The sequence below is a fragment of the Rhodoferax antarcticus ANT.BR genome (genome assembly GCF_001938565.1).
Lineage (GTDB): Bacteria > Pseudomonadota > Gammaproteobacteria > Burkholderiales > Burkholderiaceae_C > Rhodoferax > Rhodoferax antarcticus.
The window spans coordinates 185,338-210,081 of record NZ_MSYM01000017.1 but is presented as its reverse complement, the minus strand read 5'-3'; the positions used below and the strand labels follow the sequence as shown (position 1 = coordinate 210,081).

Sequence of the window (24,744 nt, the reverse complement as noted above, 5' to 3'; positions counted from 1 at the left end):
TTTATAAGGGATACAGGCCAATTTGGTACTGAAAATGGCAAAAAGAAACGATCTCAAGAGCATCCTGATCATTGGCGCGGGCCCCATCATCATCGGCCAGGCCTGCGAGTTTGACTACTCTGGCGTGCAGGCCTGCAAGGCGCTGCGCGAAGAGGGTTACAAGGTCATTCTGATCAACAGCAACCCGGCCACCATCATGACCGACCCGGCGACCGCCGATGTGACCTACATCGAGCCGATCACCTGGAAGACGGTGGAAAAAATCATCGCCAAGGAGCGCCCCGACGCGATTCTGCCCACCATGGGCGGCCAAACCGCGCTGAACTGCGCGTTGGACCTGTGGCACAACGGCGTGCTGGACAAATACACCGGTGCCGCCACCGGCAAGCCGATCGAGCTGATTGGCGCCACCCCCGAGGCGATCGACAAGGCCGAAGACCGCCTGAAGTTCAAGGACGCCATGACCAAAATTGGTCTGGGTTCGGCCAAGTCTGGCATTGCCCACAGCATGAGCGAGGCCTGGGACGTGCAGCGCACGTTGGGTTTTCCCACCGTGATCCGCCCCAGCTTCACGCTCGGTGGCACCGGCGGCGGCATTGCCTACAACCCCGAAGAGTTTGAGACCATCTGCAAGCGCGGCCTGGAAGCCTCACCCACCAACGAGTTGCTCATTGAAGAATCGCTGCTCGGCTGGAAAGAGTACGAGATGGAAGTGGTGCGCGACAAGGCGGACAACTGCATCATCGTCTGCTCGATTGAAAACCTCGACCCGATGGGCGTGCACACCGGCGACTCGATCACCGTGGCCCCGGCGCAAACGCTGACTGACAAGGAATACCAGATCCTGCGTAACGCCTCTTTGGCGGTGCTGCGTGAGATTGGCGTGGACACCGGCGGCTCCAACGTGCAATTCGCCATCAACCCTGAAGATGGCCGCATGGTCGTCATTGAGATGAACCCGCGTGTGAGCCGTTCCTCCGCACTGGCCTCCAAAGCCACTGGTTTCCCGATTGCCAAGGTGGCTGCCAAACTGGCCGTGGGTTACACGCTGGATGAGTTGCGCAACGAGATCACCGGCGGTGCGACCCCGGCGTCGTTTGAGCCGTCCATCGACTACGTGGTCACCAAGATTCCGCGTTTTGCTTTTGAGAAATTTCCCTTGGCCGACAGTCGGCTGACGACGCAAATGAAGTCGGTGGGCGAGGTCATGGCCATGGGTCGCACCTTCCAGGAGTCGTTCCAGAAAGCCCTGCGCGGGCTGGAAGTTGGCGTGGACGGCATGAACGAAAAAACGCAAGACCGCGAACTGCTGGAAAAAGAGCTGGGTGAGCCCGGCCCGGAGCGCATCTGGTACGTCGGTGACGCTTTTGCCGCTGGCTGGAGCGTGGACGAGGTGTTTGACATCACCAAGATCGACAAGTGGTTCCTGGTACAGATTGAGCAGATCGTCCAACTGGAATTGGAGATCGAGCGCCTGCCGCAGCCCGCCATCGGCACCGCACTGGACAGCATCGATGCCGCGACGCTGCGCGCCCTGAAACAAAAGGGTTTTTCAGACCGCCGCCTGGCCAAACAGTTCAAGACCACCGACACCGCCGTGCGCGCTCGCCGCCACGCCCTGGGCGTGCGCCCGGTGTACAAGCGGGTGGACACCTGTGCTGGCGAATTTGCCACCGACACCGCCTACCTGTACTCGACCTATGAGGCCGAAGGCAGCGAATGCGAGGCCGCGCCCACCAACCGCAAAAAGATCATGGTGCTGGGTGGTGGCCCGAACCGCATCGGCCAAGGCATTGAGTTCGATTACTGCTGCGTGCACGCGGCGCTGGCCATGCGTGAAGACGGTTTTGAAACCATCATGGTCAACTGCAACCCCGAAACGGTTTCCACCGACTACGACACCTCAGACCGCCTCTACTTTGAGCCACTCACGCTCGAAGACGTGCTGGAGATTGTCGACAAGGAAAAACCCACCGGGGTGATCGTGCAATACGGCGGCCAAACACCGCTCAAATTGGCGCTGGACCTGGAAGCCAATGGCGTGCCGATCATCGGCACCAGCCCCGACATGATCGATGCTGCCGAAGACCGTGAGCGTTTTCAGAAACTGCTCAATGAACTCAAGCTGCGCCAACCACCCAACGCGACCGCCCGCACTGAGCCAGAAGCGCTGGATAAGGCTGCCGCCTTGGGTTACCCACTGGTGGTGCGCCCGAGCTACGTGCTGGGTGGCCGGGCGATGGAAATCGTTCACGAGCAGCGCGACTTGGAGCGCTACATGCGTGAAGCCGTCAAGGTTTCCCATGATTCACCGGTGTTGCTGGACCGCTTTTTAAGCGATGCCATCGAATGCGATGTGGACGCGGTGCGCGACTCGGTCGGCCGAGTGTTTATTGGCGGGGTGATGGAGCACATTGAACAAGCCGGTGTGCACAGTGGTGACTCGGCCTGTTCGCTGCCGCCGTATTACCTGAAACAGGCCACCGTCGATGAGATGAAGCGCCAGACCGCCGCCATGGCCGAAGGTTTGAACGTGGTCGGCCTGATGAATGTGCAGTTCGCTATCCAGCAAAAGGACGGCCAGGACATCATCTTTGTGCTCGAAGTCAATCCACGTGCCTCGCGCACCGTGCCGTTTGTCTCCAAAGCCACCGGCATTCAGCTGGCCAAAGTGGCGGCGCGCTGTATGGTTGGCCAGACGCTGGACGCGCAAGGCGTTGGCGCCGAGGTGCATCCACCGTATTTCTGCGTCAAGGAAGCGGTGTTCCCGTTTGTCAAGTTCCCCGGTGTCGACACCATCCTTGGCCCCGAGATGAAGTCCACCGGTGAAGTCATGGGCGTGGGCAAGACCTTTGGCGAGGCCTTTGTCAAGTCGCAGATCGGCGCGGGTTCCAAGCTGCCACTGCCCCGCAAACCGGATGGCACACCCAGCGGCAAGGTGTTTATCTCGGTTAAAGGCAGTGACAAACCACAGGCGATCGAGATAGCACGGGCGTTGGTTGCTATGGATTTTGTGATTGTGGCCACCAAGGGAACAGCTGCCGCGATCAACGCCGCTGGCGTGCCCTGCGGCGTGGTCAACAAGGTGACCGAGGGCCGCCCCCACATTGTGGACATGCTGAAAAACGACGAGATCGTGCTAGTCATCAACACCGTGGAAGAGCGCCGCAATGCCATTGCCGACTCGCGCCAGATCCGCACTTCAGCGCTGCTCAGCCGCGTGACGACTTTCACCACCATTTTCGGCGCCGAGGCTGCCGTGGAGGGCATGCGTTGCATGGATTCTCTGGACGTTATTTCGGTGCAGGAGATGCATGCGCAATTGAAGGGCTGATAGCGGTTTTGACCGTCGGGCGCGAACGTGCGCTTTAAAGCGGCAAGCACCGAGTTTCGCGGCATAATCCCACAACACCGCCGAACGGCAACGTTCGGCGGTTTCATTTTGGATCATCTTTATTTGACGGAGCTTCTCGTGCCGACTCTTCCCATTACCAAACGTGGCGCAGACAAACTCAAAGCAGAGTTGCATCAGCTCAAAGCGTTTGAGCGCCCTGCAGTCATCATGGCCATTGCCGAGGCGCGTGCGCAGGGCGACCTGAGCGAAAACGCCGAATACGACGCGGCCAAGGACAAGCAGGGGTTTGTGGAAGGGCGCATTCAGGAAATTGAAGGCAAGCTGTCCGCCGCACAAATCATCGACCCGACCGAACTTCATGCCGAAGGACGGGTGGTGTTTGGTGCCACCGTGGCACTGCAAGACGAAGACACCGGCGACAAGGTGACCTACCAGATCGTCGGCGAGGATGAAGCCGACATCAAGCTCAGCCTGGTCAACATCAATAGCCCGATTGCCCGCGCCCTGATTGGCAAGGAACAAGGCGATGTGGCCGAGGTGCAGGCCCCTGGCGGTTTGCGCCGCTGGGAAGTGATCAGCGTCCATTACCTCTAAAGTGGGTTCGCTGCTGCCCAAGTTGTCGGTCTGGGTCGCGGCCCTGTGGTGGGGCAGCTTGACCACAGTGGGTTTTTATGTGGTGCCAATGCTGTTTGCCAACCTGCCAAGCCCGGCCATCGCTGGCAACATGGCGGCGAAATTGTTTGCTGTGCAGACCTGGATCGCGGTGGCGTGCGGACTGTTGCTGCTGCTGGTTTCAAGGTCAAATCAGCCTCTAGCCCAGGTAGAGCTTGCGCAGGCAGCTACAGTTTTTATCATTTTGGGGATGTTGTTGGCGCTGCTGGGCGAGTTTGCGGTGGCACCGCGCATCGTTGCCCGGCAAAATTTACCGCTGTGGCACAGCGTTGGCATGGCGCTCTACATTGCGCAATGGGTGTGCGCTGGACTAACGTTCAGGAAGCTGCAGCCAAAAGTGGCCTAGAGGCGGTCAGCGCCGCTAGATGAACATCTGACAATCAGTTGGGGACAGAGCAAACTTCACTTCGTGTAAATCTTGGTCTGTCTCGCAAAGTTATTAGTTTTGATTGCGTTTTTTGATGCTGATGGGTTTCTTTTTGGCGCGTTTGATCTGGCCCCCCGACGTCAAGCGCTGGTTGCCCAGCACGCGCAGGGTTTTTACTTCGGGACGCTGCCCGCCGCGCTTGCTGAACTTGAGTACTTTCACGTCCTTGGGGCCGGGCATGCGGTCCTCGTCCACGGTTTTTTCGCGCTCGGGCATGGGCCGCCAGAGCACCAGCAGTTTGCCAATGTGCTGGATGGGTGCGGCGTTTAGCTCGTCGGATAGCGTGGCAAACATGGCTTCACGGGCTGTTCGGTCGTCGGAAAACACCCGTACCTTGATCAGGCCATGGGCGTTCAGGGCGGCGTCGGCTTCTTTTTTGACGGCGGCAGTCATGCCGTCGCCACCGATCATGACCACAGGGTCAAGATGGTGTGCTTCAGCGCGGTGAACTTTGCGCTGTGCAGGGGTCAGTAGTATTTGAGGCATCACCGTATTATCGGGCACACACACTTTAATTATGAAATCAGCAGTTAAAAGCAGCAAAGTCAATCGCGCGTGGCTCAACGACCATGTGAACGATACCTACGTCAAATTGGCTAAAAAAGACGGCTACCGGGCGCGTGCTGCCTACAAGCTCAAGGAAATTGACGAAACCCTGCATCTGATCAAACCAGGGCAATTGGTGGTGGACCTGGGTTGCACTCCCGGTGCGTGGAGCCAGTATGTGCGCCGCAAGATGTCGCCCAAAACCGCGCAGGGTGGCGGGGCTGCTGCGGGCGCACTGAACGGCCGCATCATCGCGCTGGATATCTTGCCCATGTTGCCCGTGGAGGATGTGATCTTCATTCAGGGCGATATCCGCGAAGATGCCGTTTTGGCCGAACTGGCGGCCTGCATGCAGGGGCAGCTCGCGGATATTGTTGTCTCCGACATGGCGCCCAATCTGTCGGGTATCGAGTCGGTTGACGCGGCCCGGATTGAGCATTTGGTCGAACTCGCCCTAGAGTTTTCCCAATTGCATATGAAGCCGCAAGGCGCCTTGGTGGCCAAAGTGTTCCACGGCGGCAGTTATGACCTGTTGATCAAACGCTTTCGGCAGCAGTTTGTCACCGTGAAATGTGTCAAACCCAAAGCGTCCCGTGACCGGTCATCGGAAACGTTTCTGGTGGGTCTGGTCCAGAAGGCGTCCATATTTCCATGTTAATGCTGAGGATGATCAAATCGCCGGGGTAGTTGCACTGGGTTGAAAAGCCTAGAATCACTGCTGTTGAGTTATTCACTCATTTCTTGCGTTTTTTTGGAGCTTCGTTTGAACAATCCATGGTTTTCAAAAATTGCGGTCTGGCTGGTTATCGCGATGGTGTTGTTTACTGTTTTCAAACAGTTTGACACCCGTCCGGCCGCAGGCGCGGGTTATGTCGGCTACTCAGAGTTTCTCGACGAAGTCCGCAACAGCCGGATCAAGAGCGCTGTCATTCTTGAAGGACAAAGCGGCACCGAAATCGTGGCGGTCACCAACGACGACCGCCGCGTGCGCACCACAGCCACCTATCTTGACCGTGGGCTGATCGGCGACTTGATTGCCAACGACGTCAAGTTTGACGTGCGCCCCAAGGAAGAAGGTTCGCTGTTGATGACCCTGCTGGTCAGCTGGGGCCCGATGTTGCTGTTGATTGGTGTCTGGGTGTATTTCATGCGCCAGATGCAAGGTGGCGGCAAGGGTGGGGCGTTCAGCTTTGGCAAGAGCAAGGCTCGTCTATTGGATGAAAACACCAACACTGTGACCTTCGCCGACGTGGCTGGCTGCGATGAGGCTAAAGAAGAGGTTAAGGAAGTGGTTGACTTCCTGAAAGATCCATCCAAGTTTCAAAAACTCGGCGGCCGTATTCCACGCGGTTTGTTGTTGGTCGGGCCACCCGGAACCGGTAAAACCTTGTTAGCCAAGAGCATTGCGGGTGAAGCCAAGGTGCCGTTTTTCAGCATCTCCGGCTCGGACTTTGTGGAAATGTTTGTCGGCGTCGGCGCCAGCCGCGTGCGCGACATGTTCGACAACGCCAAGAAAAATGCCCCCTGCATCATCTTTATTGATGAAATCGACGCGGTCGGTCGGCAGCGTGGTGCTGGTTTGGGCGGCGGCAATGACGAACGCGAGCAAACCTTGAACCAGATGCTTGTCGAGATGGACGGTTTTGAGACCAACGTGGGCGTGATCGTGGTGGCTGCCACCAACCGCCCCGACATCTTGGACGCGGCTTTGCTGCGCCCGGGTCGGTTCGATCGCCAGGTGTATGTCACCTTGCCTGACATTCGTGGTCGCGAACAGATCCTTCACGTGCACATGCGCAAGATCCCGGTGAGCCCAGACGTGAACCCCAGTGTGATCGCACGTGGCACACCCGGCATGAGCGGCGCTGACCTGGCCAACCTGTGTAACGAAGCGGCTCTGATGGCGGCGCGTCGCAATGGGCGGGTCGTCGAAATGCAAGATTTTGAGAAAGCCAAAGATAAGATCCTGATGGGCCCTGAGCGCAAGAGCATGGTCATGCCCGAGGAAGAACGCCGCAACACGGCCTACCACGAGTCTGGCCACGCGCTGATTGGCAAACTACTGCCTAAGTGCGATCCTGTGCACAAGGTCACCATCATCCCGCGCGGCCGCGCTTTGGGCGTGACGATGAGCTTGCCAGCACAAGACCGCTACAGCTACGACAAGGACTTCATGCTGAATCAGATCAGCATGTTATTCGGTGGGCGGATCGCCGAAGAAGTGTTCATGAACCAGATGACCACGGGTGCCAGCAACGACTTTGAGCGTGCCACACAGATCGCCCGCGACATGGTCATGCGTTACGGCATGACGGCGGCGCTGGGCCCAATGGTGTATGCCGAAAACGAAGGCGAAGTGTTTCTGGGCCGCTCGGTGACCAAAACCACCAACATGAGTGAAGAAACCATGCAAAAGGTGGACGCTGAAGTGCGCCGCATCATCGACGAGCAGTACGCCCTGGCGCGCCGCCTCATCGAAGAAAACAGCAGCAAAATGCACGTGATGGCCAAGGCTTTGCTGGAGTGGGAAACCATCGACAGCGAACAACTCGACGACATCATGGCCGGCAAAGAGCCGCGTCCACCCAAAGACTGGACACCGCGCGTGCCCGTGGCTGGCTCTGACAGTGGTAGCGGTGGCACACCTCCGGTGAAAACCGACGCAGCGCCTCACGCCGCATAACCGGCAATCAACTGAAGCAAAACGGGGCGCGAGCCCCGTTTTTTATGGCCCATGATCTGGCAAACCACCCGCTTTGAGATTGACCTGAGCCGCACTCGGGTGATGGGCATTGTGAACATCACGCCCGACTCGTTTGCAGACGGCGGCTCGCACACCACCATCGCCACGGCGCTGCGCCATTGTGAACAGTTGTTACGCGACGGCGCCGACATTCTGGATATTGGCGGTGAGTCCACCCGGCCAGGTGCCATGCCGCTGAATGTGGCGGACGAACTGGACCGTGTCATCCCCTTGGTCAAGGAAGCCGTCACGCTGGGTGTACCGGTGTCAGTTGACACCTACAAGCCGCAGGTCATGCAAGCGGTGCTCGACTTGGGAGCTGACATCATCAACGACGTGTGGGCCTTGCGTTGGCGTGATGCGGATGGTCTGGCAGACGCTGCGCGTGTGGTGGCGAGGCATCCAAGCTGCGGCGTGTGTCTGATGCACATGCATCTGGAGCCACAAACCATGCAGGTGCAGCCTATGCAAGGCGACGTGCTCCCGCAGGTGCTCTCATTTTTAGAGCATTCTGCTCAGACATTACAAGGGCTAGGTGTCGAAAAGTCTCGCATCATGCTGGACCCTGGCATTGGTTTTGGCAAGACCGTTGCGCAGAATTTTTCGCTGCTGGCCAGACAATCTGAGTTGCTGGCAGCCGGCTACCCGCTGCTGGTGGGGTGGTCGCGCAAATCTTCGCTAGCGGGCATGACGCCGCATGCGGATCAAGGTGAAAAACTTGCTCCACAAGAGCGTCTGGCACCCAGTTTGGCGGCTGCCCTGTATTCGGTTCAGCAGGGCGCTGCGGTGCTGCGCGTGCATGACGTCAAGGAAACGGTGCAAGTGTTGAAGGTGCTTGACACGATAAGATCCGTGCCACTTGCACAGCCCTATTCATAAGGACACATTGGTCATGACGCGTCAGTATTTTGGAACAGATGGTATACGCGGCACCGTTGGGCAGGCGCCCATCACGCCGGATTTTGTGTTGCACCTGGCGCACGCCGTGGGGCGTGTGCTCAAGCGCACCGAGAAGCGGCCCACCGTGCTGATCGGCAAGGACACGCGCATCTCTGGCTACATGCTGGAAAGTGCGTTAGAGAGCGGTTTCAATTCTGCTGGCGTGGATGTGGTGCTGCTGGGCCCGTTGCCCACGCCAGGCGTGGCGTACCTTACGCGGGCCCAGCGCGCCTCGCTGGGTGTGGTGATCAGCGCCAGCCACAACGCGTTTGAAGACAACGGCATCAAGTTTTTCAGCGCTCAAGGCACCAAATTGTCTGACGTCTGGGAACGCGATGTCGAGGCCGTGGTGGCGACCAAGCCGGTCTGGGTGGATTCGGCCAACCTCGGCAGATCCCGGCGGCTGGCTGATGCCGATGGCCGTTACATTGAATTTTGCAAGAGCACATTTGCCAACAACCTCACGCTCAAAGGCTTGCGTATCGTGGTGGATGCCGCGCACGGTGCGGCTTACCAGATTGCACCCATGGTGTTCCATGAACTCGGCGCCGAGGTGATCTCGATTGGTTGTTCGCCTGACGGGCTGAACATCAATCGTGGCTTTGGTGCCACCCACCCGCAAGCTCTGGTAGATGCGGTCAAGGCGCATCGGGCAGACATGGGCATTGCGCTCGATGGCGACGCGGACCGTCTTCAGGTGGTGGATGCCCAAGGCCGATTGTTCAACGGTGATGAGGTGCTGTACCTGATGGTGGACGACCGTCTGCGCCGCGGTGAGCCAGTGCCCGGCGTGGTGGGCACCCTGATGACCAATATGGCGGTGGAACTAGTCCTGAAGGCACGTGGCATCGAGTTTATTCGGGCCAAAGTAGGTGACCGTTATGTCTTGGAAGAACTGGAGAAACGCCAGTGGTTGCTGGGCGGTGAGGGCTCGGGGCATCTGTTGGCGCTGGACAAACATTCTACCGGCGACGGTCTCATATCGGCCCTGCAGGTGCTGCAGACGGTGGTGCGCAGTGGCCAGAGTCTCAGCACCCTGCTCAAGGATGTGGTGCTTTTCCCTCAGACCATGATCAATGTTCGCCTGCAACCCGGTCAAGACTGGAAAGCCAGCCCGCAATTGGAGCCCGAAACCCGCGCGGTAGAAGCTGAGCTGGGTGAACGCGGGCGGGTGCTGATCCGCGCCAGTGGCACCGAGCCACTGGTTCGGGTGATGGTTGAGGCGCAAGACGCCGCACAAGCCAAAGCCTGTGCCCAACGCATTGCCAAAACGCTCACCCTCTAGGACGCCCGATGACAGACACCCTGCGCCTGCGCCGCGCCGATTACAGCAACCCGGCGCACGCCCAGGCCTTGGTGGACTTGCTCGATAGCTACGCGCGTGACCCTTCGGGTGGCGCAGAGCCTTTGTCTGACTTTACCAAGGCTAACTTGCCGGCGGCACTGCAGGCGCGGCCGAACGTGTTCAGCGTGCTGGCGTTTGACGACGCTCAAGGCGGACAGCCGGTGGGCTTGATCAACTGCGTGGAGGGTTTTTCAACCTTCGCCTGCCGCCCTTTGGTGAATATTCACGATGTGGTGGTGGCCGCATCACACCGCGGGCAGGGCATTGGCGAGCAGATGCTGGGACTGGTGGAGCAAATCGCGCGTGAGCGGGGTGCCTGCAAACTCACTCTGGAGGTGCTGTCTGGCAACGCACCAGCGTCGCGCCTTTATCACCGTATCGGCTTTGACAATTATCAGTTGGAGCCTAGCATGGGTAACGCCTTGTTTATGCAGAAGTGGCTTTAAGGTCGTGTGTAGAATGTTCTGATGAACTGGCTCACCAAACTCCCCGGTTTTCAGCAAACGCCTTACGGCTTTGAATGGCGTTTGCTGCGCATCTTGCCGCACATCACACTGGCGGGCACGGTGTTGTCCGCAATGGCTGCATGGTTGGCGCGCTACGTGTTTGCCCATGACAGCCTGATTGACCTCGACCGCCGCATCCAAACCTTTGATTTTTTGATGATTGGCGTCGTGGTGTTCATCTGGGTCGCTACGCTCACCGTGGGCATCGGTTGCGTCATCGTCTGGTTGATGAAAGGGCCGGCCTATGTGGCAGACGGCTACGACGTCTCACACAGCGACCATCCCAAGGTGTGAAATGCATCCAAAACGGTCTGGTTAAGTAACTCTTCTGATAGGTAGCGTTTGCTTTATACGGATTTTTGGCATTAAAGTGGCATCAAGATGCTGATCCGAAAACTTTTCAAACGACCTGAACCCGTGCCAACCCCAGCGGCCAAGGCAGTGGTCGCACAGTCCAAACCAGCCAACACCCATGAGCAGGGCTACAAAGAGCGGCGCAGCTTCCCGCGGCCCTTGCCCGTTCCCGAGGTTCTGGAGCAAGACTGGAAAACCTGGGTGGATGTAACCCGAGACCAAAAATCCGCATAAACTGAATCAAGTATTCAGTCTAACGATTTGATTTTGGCGGGTTTTTCGTCGGAAGAACACAAAACGCATCGACTGGAGCGGGTGACGGATATCAAACCCAGTTGCCAATTCGGCGGAAAAGCCACAACCGACCTCATAGCCGATTCGCCCCGTAGCTACTTGCGCATTGACATCCATCGGCCCAATCGAACCCACCGGGCGTTCTTATTTGCTAAATGCCTTTTCTAACTACGCCAGGAATCGAATCGCCCAAAAACTTCCTTCCCCGCATCGCAAATGACCGCCCCAAGCGACCTGCATCGACCCCGCACTCAAACCCAAAGCTACAAATCCCGACGTTGCAGCCCCATCCCGTAGTAGCTTAACGTGGTCCTTGTGCGCGCAGCATTGCCTTGAGTTCCGCCAGTTCGGCGCGCAACCCGCGCATCTCAGAGTGCAGGTCGGCCTCGATGTGCTCGCGCGCGTTGTCCACAGCACTGACGGTAGCTTCGGTTTCGGCTGTCGTGAAACTCTGCATCGCGCTCACGATGACGCCGATGAACAGGTTCAGCATCGTGAACGTCGCGACGAGAATAAACGGTATAAAGAACGTCCAAGCGTACGGAAAAACCTCCATCAGCGGTCGCACGATGCCCATCGACCAGCTTTCGAGCGTCATCACTTGGAACAGCGTGTACAACGAGCGGCCCAGCGTGCCGAACCAGTCCGGAAAACTGTCGCCGAAGATCTGGGTTGCGATCACGCCAAACACGTAGAACACGAGCAGTAGCACCAGCGCTATCGACGACAGGCCGGGCAGGGCCGCGAGCAGTCCGCCGACGACCCGGCGCATCGACGGCACGATGGTCAGCACGCGTAATACGCGCAGCACGCGCAAAGCACGCAACACCGCAAATGGACCACTGGCGGGAATCAGCGCGATCGCGACGACAACGAAGTCGAACACGCTCCAAGGGTCGCGAAAAAACGCGCCGCGCCAAGCGACGATCCGCAGACCGATCTCCAGCACGAACACCGAAAGCAACGCCTGGTCGAGGAGCCACAGCCAGTCGCCGTGGCGCGCCATTAGCGCGTCCGAGGTCTCCAGCCCGAGAACCACCGCGTTGAGAATGATCAGGGCGAGCACCGTGTGCCGGACGGCTGCCCGGTCAAGGAACCGCTGCAACGTGCTGCGCTCGGTCTTTGTCGGGTTAGGGGTATCGAAAACCGTCATCGTTAGCCCGATCCGCTAAAGGACTGATCCGAATCCGGCTTGATGAGGGCCGTGGATCTGAATGTTTTCGTTTCTGAGTTTGTTCATTTGAAAATGGGTTGAATAGACCGCGAGTGCATGGACGACTTCAATATAGTCTTTTTTCGGGTCATGAAAAAGATAAGTAAAACGCAAGGTTTGTTCAGTTTTTCCTTCACGTTTGCTGGCTGTTACGCGACTGGCACCAACGCCTGCACATTACCAGATGCCGCCTCAGCACATGAAGTTGACTTGTGGCCCGAACTCAGAAAGACAGGGCGCTCTTGCCCGATATTCAGAAGCTCTTGTGATGCATTCTCTTTTGGTTTGCGCCGAATAACAGTCGTATCGCTTCAAAGATTTTTTGCCGCCATTGTGCAGCCTAGCTGCCGGCAACGATCTTTCCCAAAGCCAACTCACGAATTCCAGTTAATGCGATGACCGCCCATTGTTGATAGACGCGGGAAGTAGGGCAGGGACGGAAATGCGAAGAACGTAGATGTCTGAAGGGCGGCGAAAAAGATTTTGCACGGCACACCTTTGAACGCGTGTGCTGTGTCAGGCCAAGCGATTTTCGATTTATGTATTTAAATTAATAGCTTGGTGAGATGTGGAGCGGGTGATGGGAATCGAACCCACGCTATTTGCTTGGGAAGCAAAAGTTCTGCCATTGAACTACACCCGCGTGAAGTGATTATAGAGGCCCAGATCAACGGGCCCAACCTGCGCAAAGTTATACACGATTTAGGCCTCAAGCCCTTATACAGAAAGCGCTGGTAGCTATGAAAAAAAGACTATTCAGGGCCTATTTCAGAATGTCGCCCATACACACATATTTGATCTCCACATAGTCGTCCATGCCGTGGTGCGAGCCTTCACGGCCCAGGCCGGATTGCTTAACACCGCCAAACGGCACGTGTTCAGTGGCCAGAATACCGACGTTGACGCCGACCATGCCGTATTCCAGCGCCTCGCTCACGCGCCAGATGCGGCCGATATCGCGGCTGTAGAAGTAGCTGGCCAAGCCAAATTCGGTGGCGTTGGCGGCGTCAATGGCTTCCTGCTCGGTGGTGAATTTGAAAACTGGGGCAAACGGGCCAAAGGTTTCTTCACGCGCGCAAAGCATGTCGGCGGTGGCATCGGCCACCACAGTGGGCGCGTAAAACTGGCCGCTGCCGGTGCCCGTCAGGCGCTGGCCGCCGCATAACAAACGAGCCCCGAGCCCAAGTGCGTCCTGCACATGGCGCTCTACTTTTTGCAGTGCTGCTTCTTCGATCAGCGGGCCCTGATTGACATCCGCATCGAAGCCGTTACCCACTTTGGCGGTGCTGACCTTGGCCGCGAATTTCGTCACAAACTCGTCGTACACCCCGGCTTGCACATAAAAGCGGTTGGTACAGACGCAAGTTTGCCCGGCGTTGCGGTATTTGCTGGCAAACGCACCTTCGACCGCGCTGTCGATGTCGGCGTCGTCAAACACGAGGAAGGGGGCGTTGCCGCCGAGTTCGAGTGACATTTTTTTGACGGTGGGTGCCGACTGTGCCATCAGAATGCGGCCCACCTCGGTGCTGCCGGTAAAGCTGATGTGGCGGACGATGTCGCTGGCGCAGATGCGCTTGCCCACGGCAATAGAGTTGTTGGCATCTGCGGTGATCATGTTCAACACGCCTGCCGGAATGCCGGCACGAATCGCCAACTCCGCCGCAGCCAGCGCAGTGAGCGGCGTGAGTTCTGCGGGTTTGATGACCACGGTGCAGCCTGCAGCCAGCGCTGGTGCCACCTTGCGGGTGATCATGGCAATCGGAAAGTTCCACGGCGTGATCGCCGCGCACACGCCAATCGGCTGGCGCAGCACCAGCAGGCGGCGGTTGTTGTCAAACTGCGGCAGGGTCTCACCGTTGACACGCTTGGCTTGCTCGGCAAACCACTCGACAAAACTGGCACCGTAAGCGACTTCGCCCTTGGCCTCGGCCAGCGGTTTGCCTTGCTCAGCCGTCATGATGCGGCCCAGATCGTCCTGATTCGCCATGATCAGGTCAAACCATTTGCGCAGAATGATGCTGCGCTCTTTTGCAGTTTTGGCGCGCCAGGCTGGCCAGGCGGCGTTGGCCGCAGCGATTGCCACTTCAGCATCGGCTGCGCCCAGGTTGGCCACATCAGCCAGATGCTCACCCGTGGCCGGGTCAGTCACGGCGAAGCGGCTGCTGCCTGATAGCCACTCGCCGTTGATCAACGCATCAGTTTTAAGCAGGGTAGGGTCTTTGAGCAGGGAGAGGGGGGAAGCGGCCATGTTGTCTCCAAAATATATAAGAAATGTGACTCTAGCCCTTATAGATAAAGCGCGAGTAGCTATTAAGTTGATACTGATTAAGAGCAATTCAGGTCAGGTCAGTTCAGCACAAGGCAGTCAGGCTGGCTTGGATGATGTCCAGGCCTTCGTTGACGATGGCATCGCTGGCGGTGAGCGGCACCAGGATACGCACCACGTTGCCATAGGTGCCGCAAGTCAGCAGGATCAGACCCCGCTTGGTGGCCTCGGCAGCCAGCGCTTTGGCCAAATCTGCATCGGGCTGGTGGGCGTCACCCGCTTTGCAGAGCTCAATGGCGACCATCGCCCCCAGACCGCGTACCTCGCAAATGCGCGCGTCTTTGGCCGCCATGGCTTGCAAACTGCGCATCAGATGGTTACCCAGATTGCGGCTGCGCGCCAGTAGTTGGTCTTTTTCAAACACCTCCAGCACCGCCAGCGCCGCAGCACAAGCAACGGGGCTGCCAGCGTAGGTGCCGCCCAGGCCACCGGCAGCGGGGGCGTCCATCACCTCGGCACGGCCCACCACGCCAGAAATCGGGTAACCCCCGCCCATGGATTTGGCCATGGTGATCATGTCGGGCGCGACACCGCTTTGTTCGATGGCAAACCAGGTGCCGGTGCGGCCTGCGCCGGTCTGGATTTCGTCAGCAATCAGCAAAATACCGTGCTGGTCGCACAAGGCGCGCAGCCGCTGCAAAAAGTCAAACGGGGCTACGTTGAAGCCGCCTTCACCCTGCACCGGCTCGACGATGATGGCCGCCACACGGCTGGCTTCCACGTCGTTTTTGAAGATCAGCTCGATGGAGGCGATGGCGTCGTCCACGCTCACGCCGTGCAGGGCGTTCGGGAATTGGGCGTGGAAGATTTCGTTGGGAAAAGGCCCAAAACCCAGCTTGTAGGGCGCCACCTTGCCGGTGAGCCCCAAGGTGAGCAGGGTGCGGCCGTGGTAACCGCTGGTGAACGCAATCACCGCGCTACGTTTGGTGTGAGCGCGGGCGATCTTGATGGCGTTTTCCACGGCTTCCGCCCCGGTTGACAAAAACAGCGTTTTTTTGTCAAAGCTGCCCGGTGCCAGCGCGTTGATGCGCTCGGCCAGTTCCACATAAGGCTCGTAGGCCAGTACTTGAAAGCAAGTGTGGGTGAAGAGGTCAAGCTGCTTTTTGACCGCCTCGACGATCTCGGGGCGGCAGTGGCCGGTGTTGAGCACCGCAATGCCCCCGGCAAAGTCGATGTAGCGGCGGCCTTCCACGTCCCACACCTCGGCGTTCTCGCCACGGGCGATGAAGATTTCATGGCTTTGGCCGACGCCTCGGGGAATGGCGGCGCGGCGGCGGGCCATCAGGGCGGCGTTGGTGCTTGGGTGGGTAGTCAATTTGCTTCTCCTGTGACGGTGGTGTCTATTGCAGGCTGAACTATAGAGCGCTTGGCCGCTGCCGCATGATCGCGTTGTCGTTGTCGTTGTCGTTACCACCTTGGGGCCACTGGCAAGCGGGTGCGGCTGTTGCCGGGTGCCTGTGCGCCTAAAATAGCCCGTTGCCCAGCGCTGCAACGCCCTCAAAGCCATGCTGTTTATGGCGCTATTTCATCTTTAGATTAAATCCATGCATTCCACTGCCGCCCCGATCAGCGTTGCTGATATCCGCAAGACCTTCCTCGACTTCTTTGCCTCCAAAAGTCACACCGTGGTGGCGTCGAGCCCGCTGGTGCCCGGCAACGACCCGACGCTGATGTTCACCAACTCGGGCATGGTGCAGTTCAAGGACGTGTTTTTGGGCACCGACAAACGCAGCTACGTTCGCGCGGCGTCTGTGCAGGCCTGCCTGCGCGCCGGTGGCAAGCACAACGATCTGGAAAACGTCGGCTACACCGCCCGCCACCACACGTTTTTTGAGATGCTGGGTAACTGGAGCTTTGGTGACTATTTCAAGCGTGAGTCGCTCAAGTGGGCCTGGGAACTGCTGACCGAGGTCTACAAACTCCCCAAAGAGCGCCTGCTGGCCACGGTGTATGCCGAAGATGATGAAGCCTATGACATCTGGACCAAGGAAATTGGCTTGCCTGCTGACCGCGTGATCCGCATCGGCGACAACAAGGGCGCACGCTACAAGTCGGACAACTTCTGGATGATGGCTGACACCGGCCCGTGTGGCCCATGCTCCGAAATCTTTTACGACCATGGCGACCACATTCCTGGCGGCCCGCCCGGCAGCCCGGACGAAGACGGCGACCGGTTTATCGAGATCTGGAACAACGTGTTCATGCAGTTCGACATGGCCGAAGACGGCACAGTCACGCCGCTGCCCGCACCCTGTGTGGATACCGGCATGGGCCTGGAGCGCCTGGCGGCTATTCTGCAGCATGTGCACAGCAACTACGACATCGACATTTTTGACGCGTTGATCAAGGCTGCTGCGCATGAAACCCACACTGCAGATCTGAAGAATCCATCGCTCAAAGTCATTGCCGACCACATCCGTGCCACCGCATTTTTGGTGAGCGACGGCGTATTGCCCAGCAACGAGGGCAGGGGCTATGTGCAGCGCCGCATCATCCGCCGCGCCATTCGCCACGGCTACAAGTTGGGCCAAAAGACGCCGTTTTTCCACAAGCTGGTGCCAGACCTGGTGACGCAGATGGGCGATGCCTACCCGAGCCTGGCCGCGCAAGCGGTGCGCATCATGGATGTGCTGCGGGTGGAAGAAGAGCGGTTCTATGAAACGCTGGAAATCGGCATGCAGATTCTGGACGAAGCCCTGGCGGGGGATGTCAAGGTGCTGCCGGGCGATGTGGCTTTCAAGCTGCACGACACGTTTGGCTTCCCGCTGGACCTGTCTGCCGACGTGTGCCGCGAGCGCGGGTTGACGGTGAACGAAGCCGGTTTCCACGCCGCCATGCAAGCGCAAAAAGCCAAGGGCCGCGCGGCAGGCAAGTTCAAGCAAGACAAGGCGCTGGAATACACCGGTGCGGGCAATGAATTTGTCGGCTACGAGCACCTCACTACCACTACAGAAGTTGTAGCTATCTACGCAGACGGTATAAGGGCTGAGGCCCTAAAAGAAGGTCAATCTGGCGTGGTCGTCTTGGCCACCACGCCGTTTTATGGCGAGAGTGGCGGGCAGGTGGGCGATACCGGTGCGATCTTTTCCGACCACGCCTTGTTTGATGTGCAGGACACCCAAAAAATCAAGTCGGATGTATTTGCGCACCACGGCACCCTGAAGTCCGGTAGCCTGAAAGTGGGCGATGGTGTCACCGCCCACGTCAACGCCAGTCTGCGCGCGGCCACTGTGCGCAACCATTCGGTCACGCACCTGATGCACAAAGCGCTGCGCGAGGTGCTGGGCGGCCACGTTCAGCAAAAGGGCAGTTTGGTGAACCCGGAGCGCACGCGTTTTGACTTTGCCCACAACGCCCCAGTGACGGATGCCGAAATCCGCGAGATTGAAGCCCGCGTTAACGCTGAAATTTGGAGCAACGCGGCGACGCAAGCCCGCGTGATGGACATTGAGTCTGCCCAGCAGACTGGCGCGATGATGCTGTTTGGCGAAAAGTACGGCGAAACCGTGCGTGTGCTCGACATCGGCAGCAGCCGCGAGCTGTGCGGCGGCACCCATGTGCAGCGCACCGGCGACATCGGCTTGTTTAAAGTGATAGCAGAGAGTGGCGTTGCCTCTGGGGTGCGCCGCATTGAGGCCGTCACCGGTGAAAACGCGCTGCATTACCTGCAGCATCTGGAAGACACGGTGGGCCAGGCCGCTGGTATGCTGAAAGCCCCGGTGGCTGAGGTGAATGAGCGCATCACCTCGGTGCTGGAGCACATCAAATCCCTGGACAAGGAGCTGGCCGCCCTCAAAGGCCGGCTGGCCAGCGCCCAGGGCGACGAGCTGGTGAACCAAGCGCAGGACATCAAGGGCGTGAAGCTGCTGGTGGCTAAGCTTGACGGTGCTGACGTGAAAACCCTGCGCGACACCATGGACAAGCTCAAAGACAAGCTGAAAACCGCAGTCATCGTGCTCGGCGTTGTCGACGGTGCCAAGGTGCAGATCGCCGTGGGCGTGACCGCTGATACCACTGCGCGCGTCAAGGCGGGTGAGTTGGTGAACTTTGTTGCGGCACAAGTTGGCGGCAAGGGCGGCGGCAAGCCAGACATGGCCATGGCTGGCGGCACCGAGCCTGCCAAACTGAATGAGGCACTGGCCAGCGTCACCGCTTGGGTCGAGTCAAAGCTTTAAATGCTACTAACCTAATAGCTAATAGCCCTTATGATGTAAGGGCTATAGGTCAATTTATCAACTAATTTTCGTGCTGAGTTGATTTGTGTCAGGCCCCACATGGCCTGGCCTTATAAACTCGCAAACTTTTGTTTACCCACACTTGAAGGCGATCCATGAGTGCATTTTTGAATGAAACCGTTTTAAGCGTTCACCATTGGACCGACCGGCTGTTCAGCTTTACCACCACGCGAGACCAGGCGTTGCGTTTCTCAAACGGCCACTTCACCATGATCGGCCTGCGAGTGGACGGCAAACCTCTGCTGCGCGCCTACAGCATCGTCAGCGCCAATTACGAAGATCATCTGGAGTTTTTGAGCATCAAGGTGCAAGACGGGCCACTCACCTCCCGGCTGCAGCACATTCAGGTGGGTGACAAAATTGTCGTCGGCAAAAAACCCACAGGCACGTTGCTGATTGACTACCTGCTCCCTGGCAAAAACCTGTACTTGTTTGGAACTGGCACTGGCTTGGCACCATTTCTGAGCATCATTCGCGACCCGGAAACTTACGAAAAGTTTGAAAAAGTCATTTTGGTTCATGGTGTGCGTGAGATCGCCGAGCTGGCCTATCACGATTACTTGACCCAAGAATTGCCTGATCATGAGTTCCTAGGTGAGATGGTCACCGCGCAAATGCTGTATTACCCCACAGTGACCCGCCAACTGTTCAAAAACCAAGGTCGTATCACCGCACTGCTCGAGTCAGGCAAGCTGCAAACAGATTTGGGCATGCCCCAGTTTGACCCCGAACATGACCGCGCCATGCTTTGCGGCAGCCCGGCGCTGCTGAAAGACATGAAACATCTGCTGGAAAGCCGTGGCTTTCTGGAAGGCAATACCACCAAGCCGGGCGACTTTGTGGTGGAACGCGCTTTTGTGGAGCAATAAGCATGAGCCACTACGACATTTATGCCATTGGCAATGCGCTGGTGGACTCGCAGTACGACGTGTCTGAGGCGCAGTTGCTGACCGCCGGCGTCGAAAAACGCCACATGACGCTGATTGACTCTGCCCGTCGTGCCGAACTGCTCAGCCACGTTTCCGGTTTGCCGGTACACCGCACAGGCGGCGGCTCAGCAGGTAACACCGTGGTGGCATTGGCCCAACTTGGCGGTAAGGCTTTTTACTCTTGCCGCGTGGCCGACGACGAATTGGGCGCTTTTTATGCCCAGGATTTGCTCTGCCATGGCGTAGCCACCAACTTGACCCATACCCGCGCACCAGAAGGGCAGACAGGCAGTTGCATTGTGATGGTGACCCCTGATGCCGAACGCAGCATGAGCACTTTTCTGGGGGCCACAGCCGACATTGACGTCACTGCGCTGCACCCGCATGACATCGCCAAGTCCAAGGTCTATTACATGGAAGGCTACCTGGCCGCATCAAAGACGGGTCTGGCCGCAGCCCTCAAAGGCCGTCAAATCGCCCGCGAAGCCGGCGCGGCATTGGCCACCACGCTGAGCGACATGACCATGATCAACTTCTGCCGGGCCGGGCTGGACGCGATGGTGGGCACCGCAGAGACCGGCATGGTTGACTATCTGTTCTGCAACGAAGAGGAAGCCCAAGTGTGGTGCGGTTTTCAGGATCTGACACAAATCTGCCAGCAGCTCAGCCGCCAAGCGCGGGTGGCGTGCCTTACACGCAGTGCCAAAGGCTGCATCGTGATCGAAGGCGACCAGCGCACCGAAGTTCCCGCAGCCCAGGTCAAAGCCATTGACACCAATGGCGCAGGCGACATGTTCGCGGGTGCCTTTTTGTATGCTGTGACGCATGGTCACAGTCATTTGCAGGCGGCTTGGCTTGCCAACCAGTGCTCAGGCCGCGTGGTATCGCAAGTGGGTAACCGGCTGGCTCAGCCTGCTGTCAACGAGTTGAAGGCGGCTTTTGAGCAGCAACTGCTGGCCTGACCTTTGTCGGATTTTTGTGTGTATGTCACCAAGCGATTGAACTTGTTTCGCTTCAACGCATCAAAAAACAGGCGTCTCGCAGACAGCCCAATAGTGTGCGGATCAGTTAACAATCGACTTAATTAATTGGTTATTTGACAAATTGCAATGACAGCCAGCCCAACAAGACTGACAATGCTCCCCGCAGCTGAAAATTAGGTGTCACAGCCGCAGTCTTTTCAACAACAAAGGAAATATCTCCATGACAAATCGTCGCGTATTCATTTTGCAATCAGTTATCGGTACCAGCGCACTGGCATCTGGTGTGGCCATGGCTGCTCCTATGGTTGCTGAAACAGACGCCACCGCCAAGAGCTTGGGCTATGTTGCCGATACCACGCAGGCAGATTCAAAAAAATATCCCAAGCACACCAAGGACCAAATGTGCAGCAACTGCGCTTTGTACCAAGGTAAAACCGCTCCTCAAGGCGGCTGCCCGCTGTTTCCCGGCAAAGACGTAACAGCTAAAGGCTGGTGTAGCGCTTACGCCAAGAAAGCTGCGTAAGTCAGTTCTCCTGACGCCAAAACCCACCCTTGCGGTGGGTTTTGTTTTTTAAGGGTTCAAAGACCCCCTTAAGAGTTTTTCAGCGTAAATTTCCGATAATTCGTCTATGAATACGACACTCAATGCTGACGCGGCTGAACTGGCCCGATTTTCCGAACTAGCGCTCCACTGGTGGGACCCTGAAGGTGAAATGCACGCCCTGCACAAGATCAACCCGCTGCGGCTCGGCTGGATCAACAGCCTGTGCCCCCTGAAGGGTATGACTGTGCTGGATGTGGGTTGTGGCGGCGGCATTCTGACTGACGCCATTGCCCGGTCTGGGGCTACTGCCACGGGTATTGATTTGTCCACCAAGGTGTTGCGTATGGCGCAATTGCACGCCCTTGACGCGCAAACCCAAAACGTCCAGTACCGCGAAATCAGCGCCGAGGCCTTGGCAGCGGAAAGCCCCGAGAGTTTTGATGCGGTCACCTGCATGGAAATGCTGGAACACGTGCCCGACCCCGCATCGGTGGTGAGCGCGTGCGCGGCACTGGTCAAACCGGGCGGCTGGGTATTTTTCTCCACCATCAACCGCAGTCCAAAGTCTTTTGTGATGGCTATTTTTGGCGCCGAGTATGTGCTCAACATGGTGCCGCGCGGTACCCATGAATACGCCAAGTTGATCCGCCCCAGCGAACTGGCTGGCTTTTGCCGCACTGCCGGGCTAACGGTGTCGCACAGCAAGGGCTTGTCTTACAACCCGTTTACCAAGCGGTTCTGGCTCAACGCAGACACCAGCGTCAATTACATGCTGGCGGTCCAGAAACCAACCTGATTGCTGGAACGTGTTGAGCTGTAACGCGTGCTTTACCGATGTTCAGGCGGTGCTGTTCGATCTGGACGGCACGCTGATCGACAGCGCTCCTGACCTGGGTGCTGCGGCTGACGCCATGCGCACCATCCGCGGGCTGCCTTCCATTGAAATGTCAACTTATCGCCCCATGGCGGGTGCTGGCGCGCGCGGCATGTTGGGTATTGCCTTTGGTATAAAGCCAGACCATATGGACTATGAGGTGCTGCGCGAAGAATTTTTTGCCAACTACGAGCAGCGCCTGACGCAGAACACCCTGATCTTTCCGGGTGTAGCTGAATTGCTGAGTGATCTGGTACAGCGCGGAACGCCATGGGGCGTGGTCACTAACAAGGCATCGCGTTTCACAATACCTCTTACTGGCGCCATGCCTTTGTTTGCAACGGCTGGTACCATCATCAGCGGCGACACCACTTCGCACGCCAAGCCGCACCCGCTGCCTTTGCTTGAGGCAGCGCGGCGTTTGAATGTTGAGCCCGGGCGCTGTGTCTACGTTGGCGACGACGAGCGCGACATCGTGGCCGGCCTGGCGGCAGGTATGGCAACGGTGGCTGTCACCTACGGTTATCTGGGGCAGAAGTCAGATACTAGCCAGTGGGGCGCCCACGCCACGATTAATTCTGCAAGAGAGCTCTTGCAATTGATCGCTTAGCCCTAAAATCAACGGCTTGGGGCTGCACTGGTTTCGACGTGGATTCGGACGCGTAGCAGGGCATGTCGAGCTGAATGTGCTCGTAAAACTGATTCAAAAAAACTAACTGCAAACGACGAACGTTTCGCACTCGCTGCTTAATTGCTAGTGAGCCTCACAACAGCAAGCCGATAGGCTGGGCAAGGGTGGTCAGATCGAAAGATCGGGCTATCCAGGCTGTGGGGTAATTTCATTCGGCTGGGCCTGCCTTGGGTAACTTAGGGCAGGTCAAGAAAATAGGTTGCTGGCGATTTGCATAGCGTGCCACTGCGCGATGTGAAAAGCGAGATCCAAATCAGACGGCTACACATGTAGAACTGTTCGAAGAAGGTTTGCGGACGGGGGTTCAAATCCCCCCAGCTCCACCATACCGCACGACAAAGGCCGCTAAGAACATACACTTAGCGGCCTTTTTCATTGGTAAAACAAGCACATACATTTCAACAAAGGATAAGGGCCGCTATTGACTGCCATGCTTTGTAGGGGGTACAAACGGGGGGAGAAATGACGATTTGGAGGAGAATTTAACCTTGTACCCCCAAAAACATCCCCCCACACTGGAGCCGTACCCACATGCTTACCGATGCTGAATGCCGAAATGCCACATGCCCACCAGACAAGAAGCACGCTCGCTTTTCTGATTCAGGGGGGATGTACCTGCAAGTCAGCCCGGCAGGCTCAAAGCGTTGGTTTCTGAAATTCCGCATCTCCGGTCTTGAAAAGCAAATGGCACTGGGCAGCTATCCAGTCGTCTCCCTCACGGCGGCGAGAAAAGCCCGCGATGCAGCAAAGCTGCAAAAGTCGGCAGGCACCGATCCAGTCCAAGCGCGCAAGGTGGATAAGCTCAAGGCCACCTTGCCGGACGGGGTGACATTCAAGGCCGTAGCGACCGAGTGGTACGCAAAGCAGGCCCCGCAATGGAGCCAAAGCCATGCAGCCAGATCACTGCGCCAGTTGGAACGCGACCTATATCCATGGATCGGAGAGCGATCTATCTCGGAGATTCACCCCATGGAGTTGTTGGCAGTGTTACAAAAAGTCGAGGCCCGTGGAGCCCTGGAGACGGCCGACAGGGTGTTAATGTTGGCGCGACAGGTTTGGGACTACTGGCTACCTACTGCAAAAGTTTCACAACGCAATATTACTGAGGGCTTGCAAAAGCGACTCACCCCCTACCGGGGTAAGAAATTTGCGGCCATCGTTGAACCGCAGCGCTTTGGTGAATTGCTGAGGGCAATGAGAGGTTACAAGGGCGGGCCTATCGTTCGGGCTGCTTTGCAGCTTGCACCTTTGCTGTATCAACGCCCCGGCAACCTGGCTGCTATGGAGTGGGCAGAGCTGGATATGGATGCGGCGCTGTGGACTATTCCCAGCATGAAGATGAAGCGCATCAAGGTAGAAAAGGAGCAGGGCGAAGATCACGTGGTGCCATTGCCCAAACAGGCTGTGGAAATATTGAGTAGCCTGCAGCCACTGACCGGCCGTGGGCGCTACGTTTTTCCTGGTGAGCGCAGCCACGACAGGCCTATATCTGACAACACTTTGCGCAGTGCCTTGTATGCCCTGGGGCTTGGAAAGGAGCAGACGATACACGGCTTTCGGGCATCTGCACGCACGATGTTAGTAGATCAATTAAATCTTGATCCCCTTGCCATAGAGGCGAACCTAGCTCACGCTGTAAAGGATTCCAATGGACGTAGTTACAACCGCACGCAATACCTGAAACAGCGGTTTCGGCAGATTCAGCAATGGGCGGATTTTCTCGACCAATTAGCGGTTGGCGAAGTTTCGAAACTTAATTTCGTATAAA

Annotated in this window: 21 protein-coding genes, 1 tRNA gene and 1 other RNA gene; 18 read left to right on the top strand and 5 right to left on the bottom strand. The window is 57.7% G+C overall.

The features are described from left to right. Positions 1–34: 34 nt before the first annotated feature. From carB to BLL52_RS15890, 3 genes are all read left to right on the top strand, one after another. Positions 35–3,334 carry a carbamoyl-phosphate synthase large subunit gene (gene carB, locus BLL52_RS15900; protein WP_075587629.1) on the top strand — a complete coding sequence of 1,100 codons (3,300 nt, stop codon included), beginning with the start codon at positions 35–37 and terminating at the stop codon, positions 3,332–3,334. A 138-nt stretch (positions 3,335–3,472) separates the two neighbouring features. Further along, positions 3,473–3,949, top strand: coding sequence for a transcription elongation factor GreA (greA, locus tag BLL52_RS15895; protein WP_075587708.1), 477 nt, complete (start codon positions 3,473–3,475; stop codon positions 3,947–3,949). 10 nt (positions 3,950–3,959) lie between these two features. Next, a complete protein-coding gene (locus tag BLL52_RS15890) occupies positions 3,960–4,373 on the top strand; it encodes a DUF4149 domain-containing protein (RefSeq protein ID WP_075587707.1) in 414 nt (137 codons plus the stop codon). Between the two features lie 93 nt (positions 4,374–4,466). On the opposite strand, the gene BLL52_RS15885 is transcribed toward BLL52_RS15890, so the two are convergent. Continuing rightward, positions 4,467–4,940 (bottom strand): YhbY family RNA-binding protein, encoded by a 474-nt coding sequence (locus BLL52_RS15885; protein WP_075587628.1) that lies wholly within the window; start codon positions 4,938–4,940, stop codon positions 4,467–4,469. Between the two features lie 31 nt (positions 4,941–4,971). Here BLL52_RS15885 and BLL52_RS15880 point away from each other — a divergent pair, with 31 nt between their 5' ends. The 7 genes from BLL52_RS15880 to BLL52_RS15850 all read left to right on the top strand — a co-directional run bounded on the left by BLL52_RS15880 (position 4,972) and on the right by BLL52_RS15850 (position 11,121). After that, on the top strand, positions 4,972–5,658 hold the full coding sequence (locus BLL52_RS15880; RefSeq protein ID WP_075587627.1) for an RlmE family RNA methyltransferase: 687 nt from the start codon (positions 4,972–4,974) through the stop codon (positions 5,656–5,658). 105 nt (positions 5,659–5,763) lie between these two features. Next, the gene (gene ftsH, locus BLL52_RS15875; RefSeq protein ID WP_075587706.1) at positions 5,764–7,683 is read left to right on the top strand and encodes an ATP-dependent zinc metalloprotease FtsH; all 1,920 of its coding nucleotides are present in this window, start codon (positions 5,764–5,766) and stop codon (positions 7,681–7,683) included. A 51-nt stretch (positions 7,684–7,734) separates the two neighbouring features. Continuing rightward, positions 7,735–8,622 (top strand): dihydropteroate synthase, encoded by an 888-nt coding sequence (folP, locus tag BLL52_RS15870; protein WP_075587626.1) that lies wholly within the window; start codon positions 7,735–7,737, stop codon positions 8,620–8,622. Between the two features lie 13 nt (positions 8,623–8,635). Next, entirely contained in the window at positions 8,636–9,967 is a 1,332-nt protein-coding gene (glmM, locus tag BLL52_RS15865; protein WP_075587625.1) for a phosphoglucosamine mutase, read from the top strand. Positions 9,968–9,975: 8 nt separating this feature from the next. Continuing rightward, on the top strand, positions 9,976–10,473 hold the full coding sequence (locus tag BLL52_RS15860; RefSeq protein ID WP_075587624.1) for a GNAT family N-acetyltransferase: 498 nt from the start codon (positions 9,976–9,978) through the stop codon (positions 10,471–10,473). Positions 10,474–10,494: 21 nt separating this feature from the next. Continuing rightward, entirely contained in the window at positions 10,495–10,827 is a 333-nt protein-coding gene (locus BLL52_RS15855) for a hypothetical protein (RefSeq protein WP_075587623.1), read from the top strand. A gap of 87 nt (positions 10,828–10,914) precedes the next feature. Next, positions 10,915–11,121: a hypothetical protein gene (locus BLL52_RS15850; protein WP_075587622.1), complete on the top strand. Its 207-nt coding sequence runs from the start codon at positions 10,915–10,917 to the stop codon at positions 11,119–11,121. A 361-nt stretch (positions 11,122–11,482) separates the two neighbouring features. Here the strand turns inward: BLL52_RS15850 and BLL52_RS15845 are convergent, their stop codons facing one another. From BLL52_RS15845 to gabT, 4 genes are all read right to left on the bottom strand, one after another. Next, positions 11,483–12,334: an ion transporter gene (locus tag BLL52_RS15845; RefSeq protein WP_075587621.1), complete on the bottom strand. Its 852-nt coding sequence runs from the start codon at positions 12,332–12,334 to the stop codon at positions 11,483–11,485. A 629-nt stretch (positions 12,335–12,963) separates the two neighbouring features. Continuing rightward, positions 12,964–13,037, bottom strand: a tRNA-Gly gene (locus BLL52_RS15840). 120 nt (positions 13,038–13,157) lie between these two features. Continuing rightward, positions 13,158–14,642 (bottom strand): NAD-dependent succinate-semialdehyde dehydrogenase, encoded by a 1,485-nt coding sequence (locus BLL52_RS15835; RefSeq protein ID WP_075587620.1) that lies wholly within the window; start codon positions 14,640–14,642, stop codon positions 13,158–13,160. Positions 14,643–14,745: 103 nt separating this feature from the next. Beyond that, on the bottom strand, positions 14,746–16,002 hold the full coding sequence (gene gabT, locus BLL52_RS15830; RefSeq protein ID WP_075587619.1) for a 4-aminobutyrate--2-oxoglutarate transaminase: 1,257 nt from the start codon (positions 16,000–16,002) through the stop codon (positions 14,746–14,748). 262 nt (positions 16,003–16,264) lie between these two features. Between gabT and alaS the strand changes: the two genes are divergently transcribed. The 8 genes from alaS to BLL52_RS15790 all read left to right on the top strand — a co-directional run bounded on the left by alaS (position 16,265) and on the right by BLL52_RS15790 (position 24,743). After that, positions 16,265–18,895, top strand: coding sequence for an alanine--tRNA ligase (alaS, locus tag BLL52_RS15825; RefSeq protein WP_075587618.1), 2,631 nt, complete (start codon positions 16,265–16,267; stop codon positions 18,893–18,895). Between the two features lie 155 nt (positions 18,896–19,050). After that, positions 19,051–19,824: a ferredoxin--NADP reductase gene (locus BLL52_RS15820; protein WP_075587617.1), complete on the top strand. Its 774-nt coding sequence runs from the start codon at positions 19,051–19,053 to the stop codon at positions 19,822–19,824. Between the two features lie 2 nt (positions 19,825–19,826). Then, positions 19,827–20,846 carry an adenosine kinase gene (locus BLL52_RS15815; RefSeq protein ID WP_075587616.1) on the top strand — a complete coding sequence of 340 codons (1,020 nt, stop codon included), beginning with the start codon at positions 19,827–19,829 and terminating at the stop codon, positions 20,844–20,846. Between the two features lie 241 nt (positions 20,847–21,087). Further along, positions 21,088–21,390, top strand: a complete 303-nt coding sequence (locus BLL52_RS15810; RefSeq protein WP_075587615.1) for a high-potential iron-sulfur protein — start codon at positions 21,088–21,090, stop codon at positions 21,388–21,390. 106 nt (positions 21,391–21,496) lie between these two features. After that, complete coding sequence (gene ubiG, locus BLL52_RS15805) at positions 21,497–22,207, top strand: bifunctional 2-polyprenyl-6-hydroxyphenol methylase/3-demethylubiquinol 3-O-methyltransferase UbiG (protein ID WP_075587614.1); 711 nt, start codon at positions 21,497–21,499, stop codon at positions 22,205–22,207. A gap of 10 nt (positions 22,208–22,217) precedes the next feature. After that, entirely contained in the window at positions 22,218–22,895 is a 678-nt protein-coding gene (locus BLL52_RS15800; RefSeq protein WP_241839214.1) for an HAD family hydrolase, read from the top strand. An 18-nt stretch (positions 22,896–22,913) separates the two neighbouring features. Beyond that, positions 22,914–23,302: a transfer-messenger RNA gene (gene ssrA, locus BLL52_RS15795) on the top strand. 205 nt (positions 23,303–23,507) lie between these two features. Then, positions 23,508–24,743: a tyrosine-type recombinase/integrase gene (locus BLL52_RS15790; protein WP_075587613.1), complete on the top strand. Its 1,236-nt coding sequence runs from the start codon at positions 23,508–23,510 to the stop codon at positions 24,741–24,743. Position 24,744 lies beyond the last annotated feature (1 nt).

Coding starts and splice junctions, on each gene's coding strand:
- BLL52_RS15810 (WP_075587615.1), top strand. CDS start 21,088: ATGACAAATCGTCGCGTATTCATTTTGCAATCAGTTATCGGTACCAGC.
- BLL52_RS15790 (WP_075587613.1), top strand. CDS start 23,508: ATGCTTACCGATGCTGAATGCCGAAATGCCACATGCCCACCAGACAAG.
- BLL52_RS15845 (WP_075587621.1), bottom strand. CDS start 12,334: ATGACGGTTTTCGATACCCCTAACCCGACAAAGACCGAGCGCAGCACG.
- BLL52_RS15885 (WP_075587628.1), bottom strand. CDS start 4,940: ATGCCTCAAATACTACTGACCCCTGCACAGCGCAAAGTTCACCGCGCT.
- BLL52_RS15815 (WP_075587616.1), top strand. CDS start 19,827: ATGAGCCACTACGACATTTATGCCATTGGCAATGCGCTGGTGGACTCG.
- BLL52_RS15880 (WP_075587627.1), top strand. CDS start 4,972: ATGAAATCAGCAGTTAAAAGCAGCAAAGTCAATCGCGCGTGGCTCAAC.
- BLL52_RS15820 (WP_075587617.1), top strand. CDS start 19,051: ATGAGTGCATTTTTGAATGAAACCGTTTTAAGCGTTCACCATTGGACC.
- carB (WP_075587629.1), top strand. CDS start 35: ATGGCAAAAAGAAACGATCTCAAGAGCATCCTGATCATTGGCGCGGGC.
- BLL52_RS15850 (WP_075587622.1), top strand. CDS start 10,915: ATGCTGATCCGAAAACTTTTCAAACGACCTGAACCCGTGCCAACCCCA.
- gabT (WP_075587619.1), bottom strand. CDS start 16,002: ATGGCCCGCCGCCGCGCCGCCATTCCCCGAGGCGTCGGCCAAAGCCAT.
- BLL52_RS15860 (WP_075587624.1), top strand. CDS start 9,976: ATGACAGACACCCTGCGCCTGCGCCGCGCCGATTACAGCAACCCGGCG.
- BLL52_RS15835 (WP_075587620.1), bottom strand. CDS start 14,642: ATGGCCGCTTCCCCCCTCTCCCTGCTCAAAGACCCTACCCTGCTTAAA.
- BLL52_RS15855 (WP_075587623.1), top strand. CDS start 10,495: ATGAACTGGCTCACCAAACTCCCCGGTTTTCAGCAAACGCCTTACGGC.
- alaS (WP_075587618.1), top strand. CDS start 16,265: ATGCATTCCACTGCCGCCCCGATCAGCGTTGCTGATATCCGCAAGACC.
- glmM (WP_075587625.1), top strand. CDS start 8,636: ATGACGCGTCAGTATTTTGGAACAGATGGTATACGCGGCACCGTTGGG.
- folP (WP_075587626.1), top strand. CDS start 7,735: ATGATCTGGCAAACCACCCGCTTTGAGATTGACCTGAGCCGCACTCGG.
- ubiG (WP_075587614.1), top strand. CDS start 21,497: ATGAATACGACACTCAATGCTGACGCGGCTGAACTGGCCCGATTTTCC.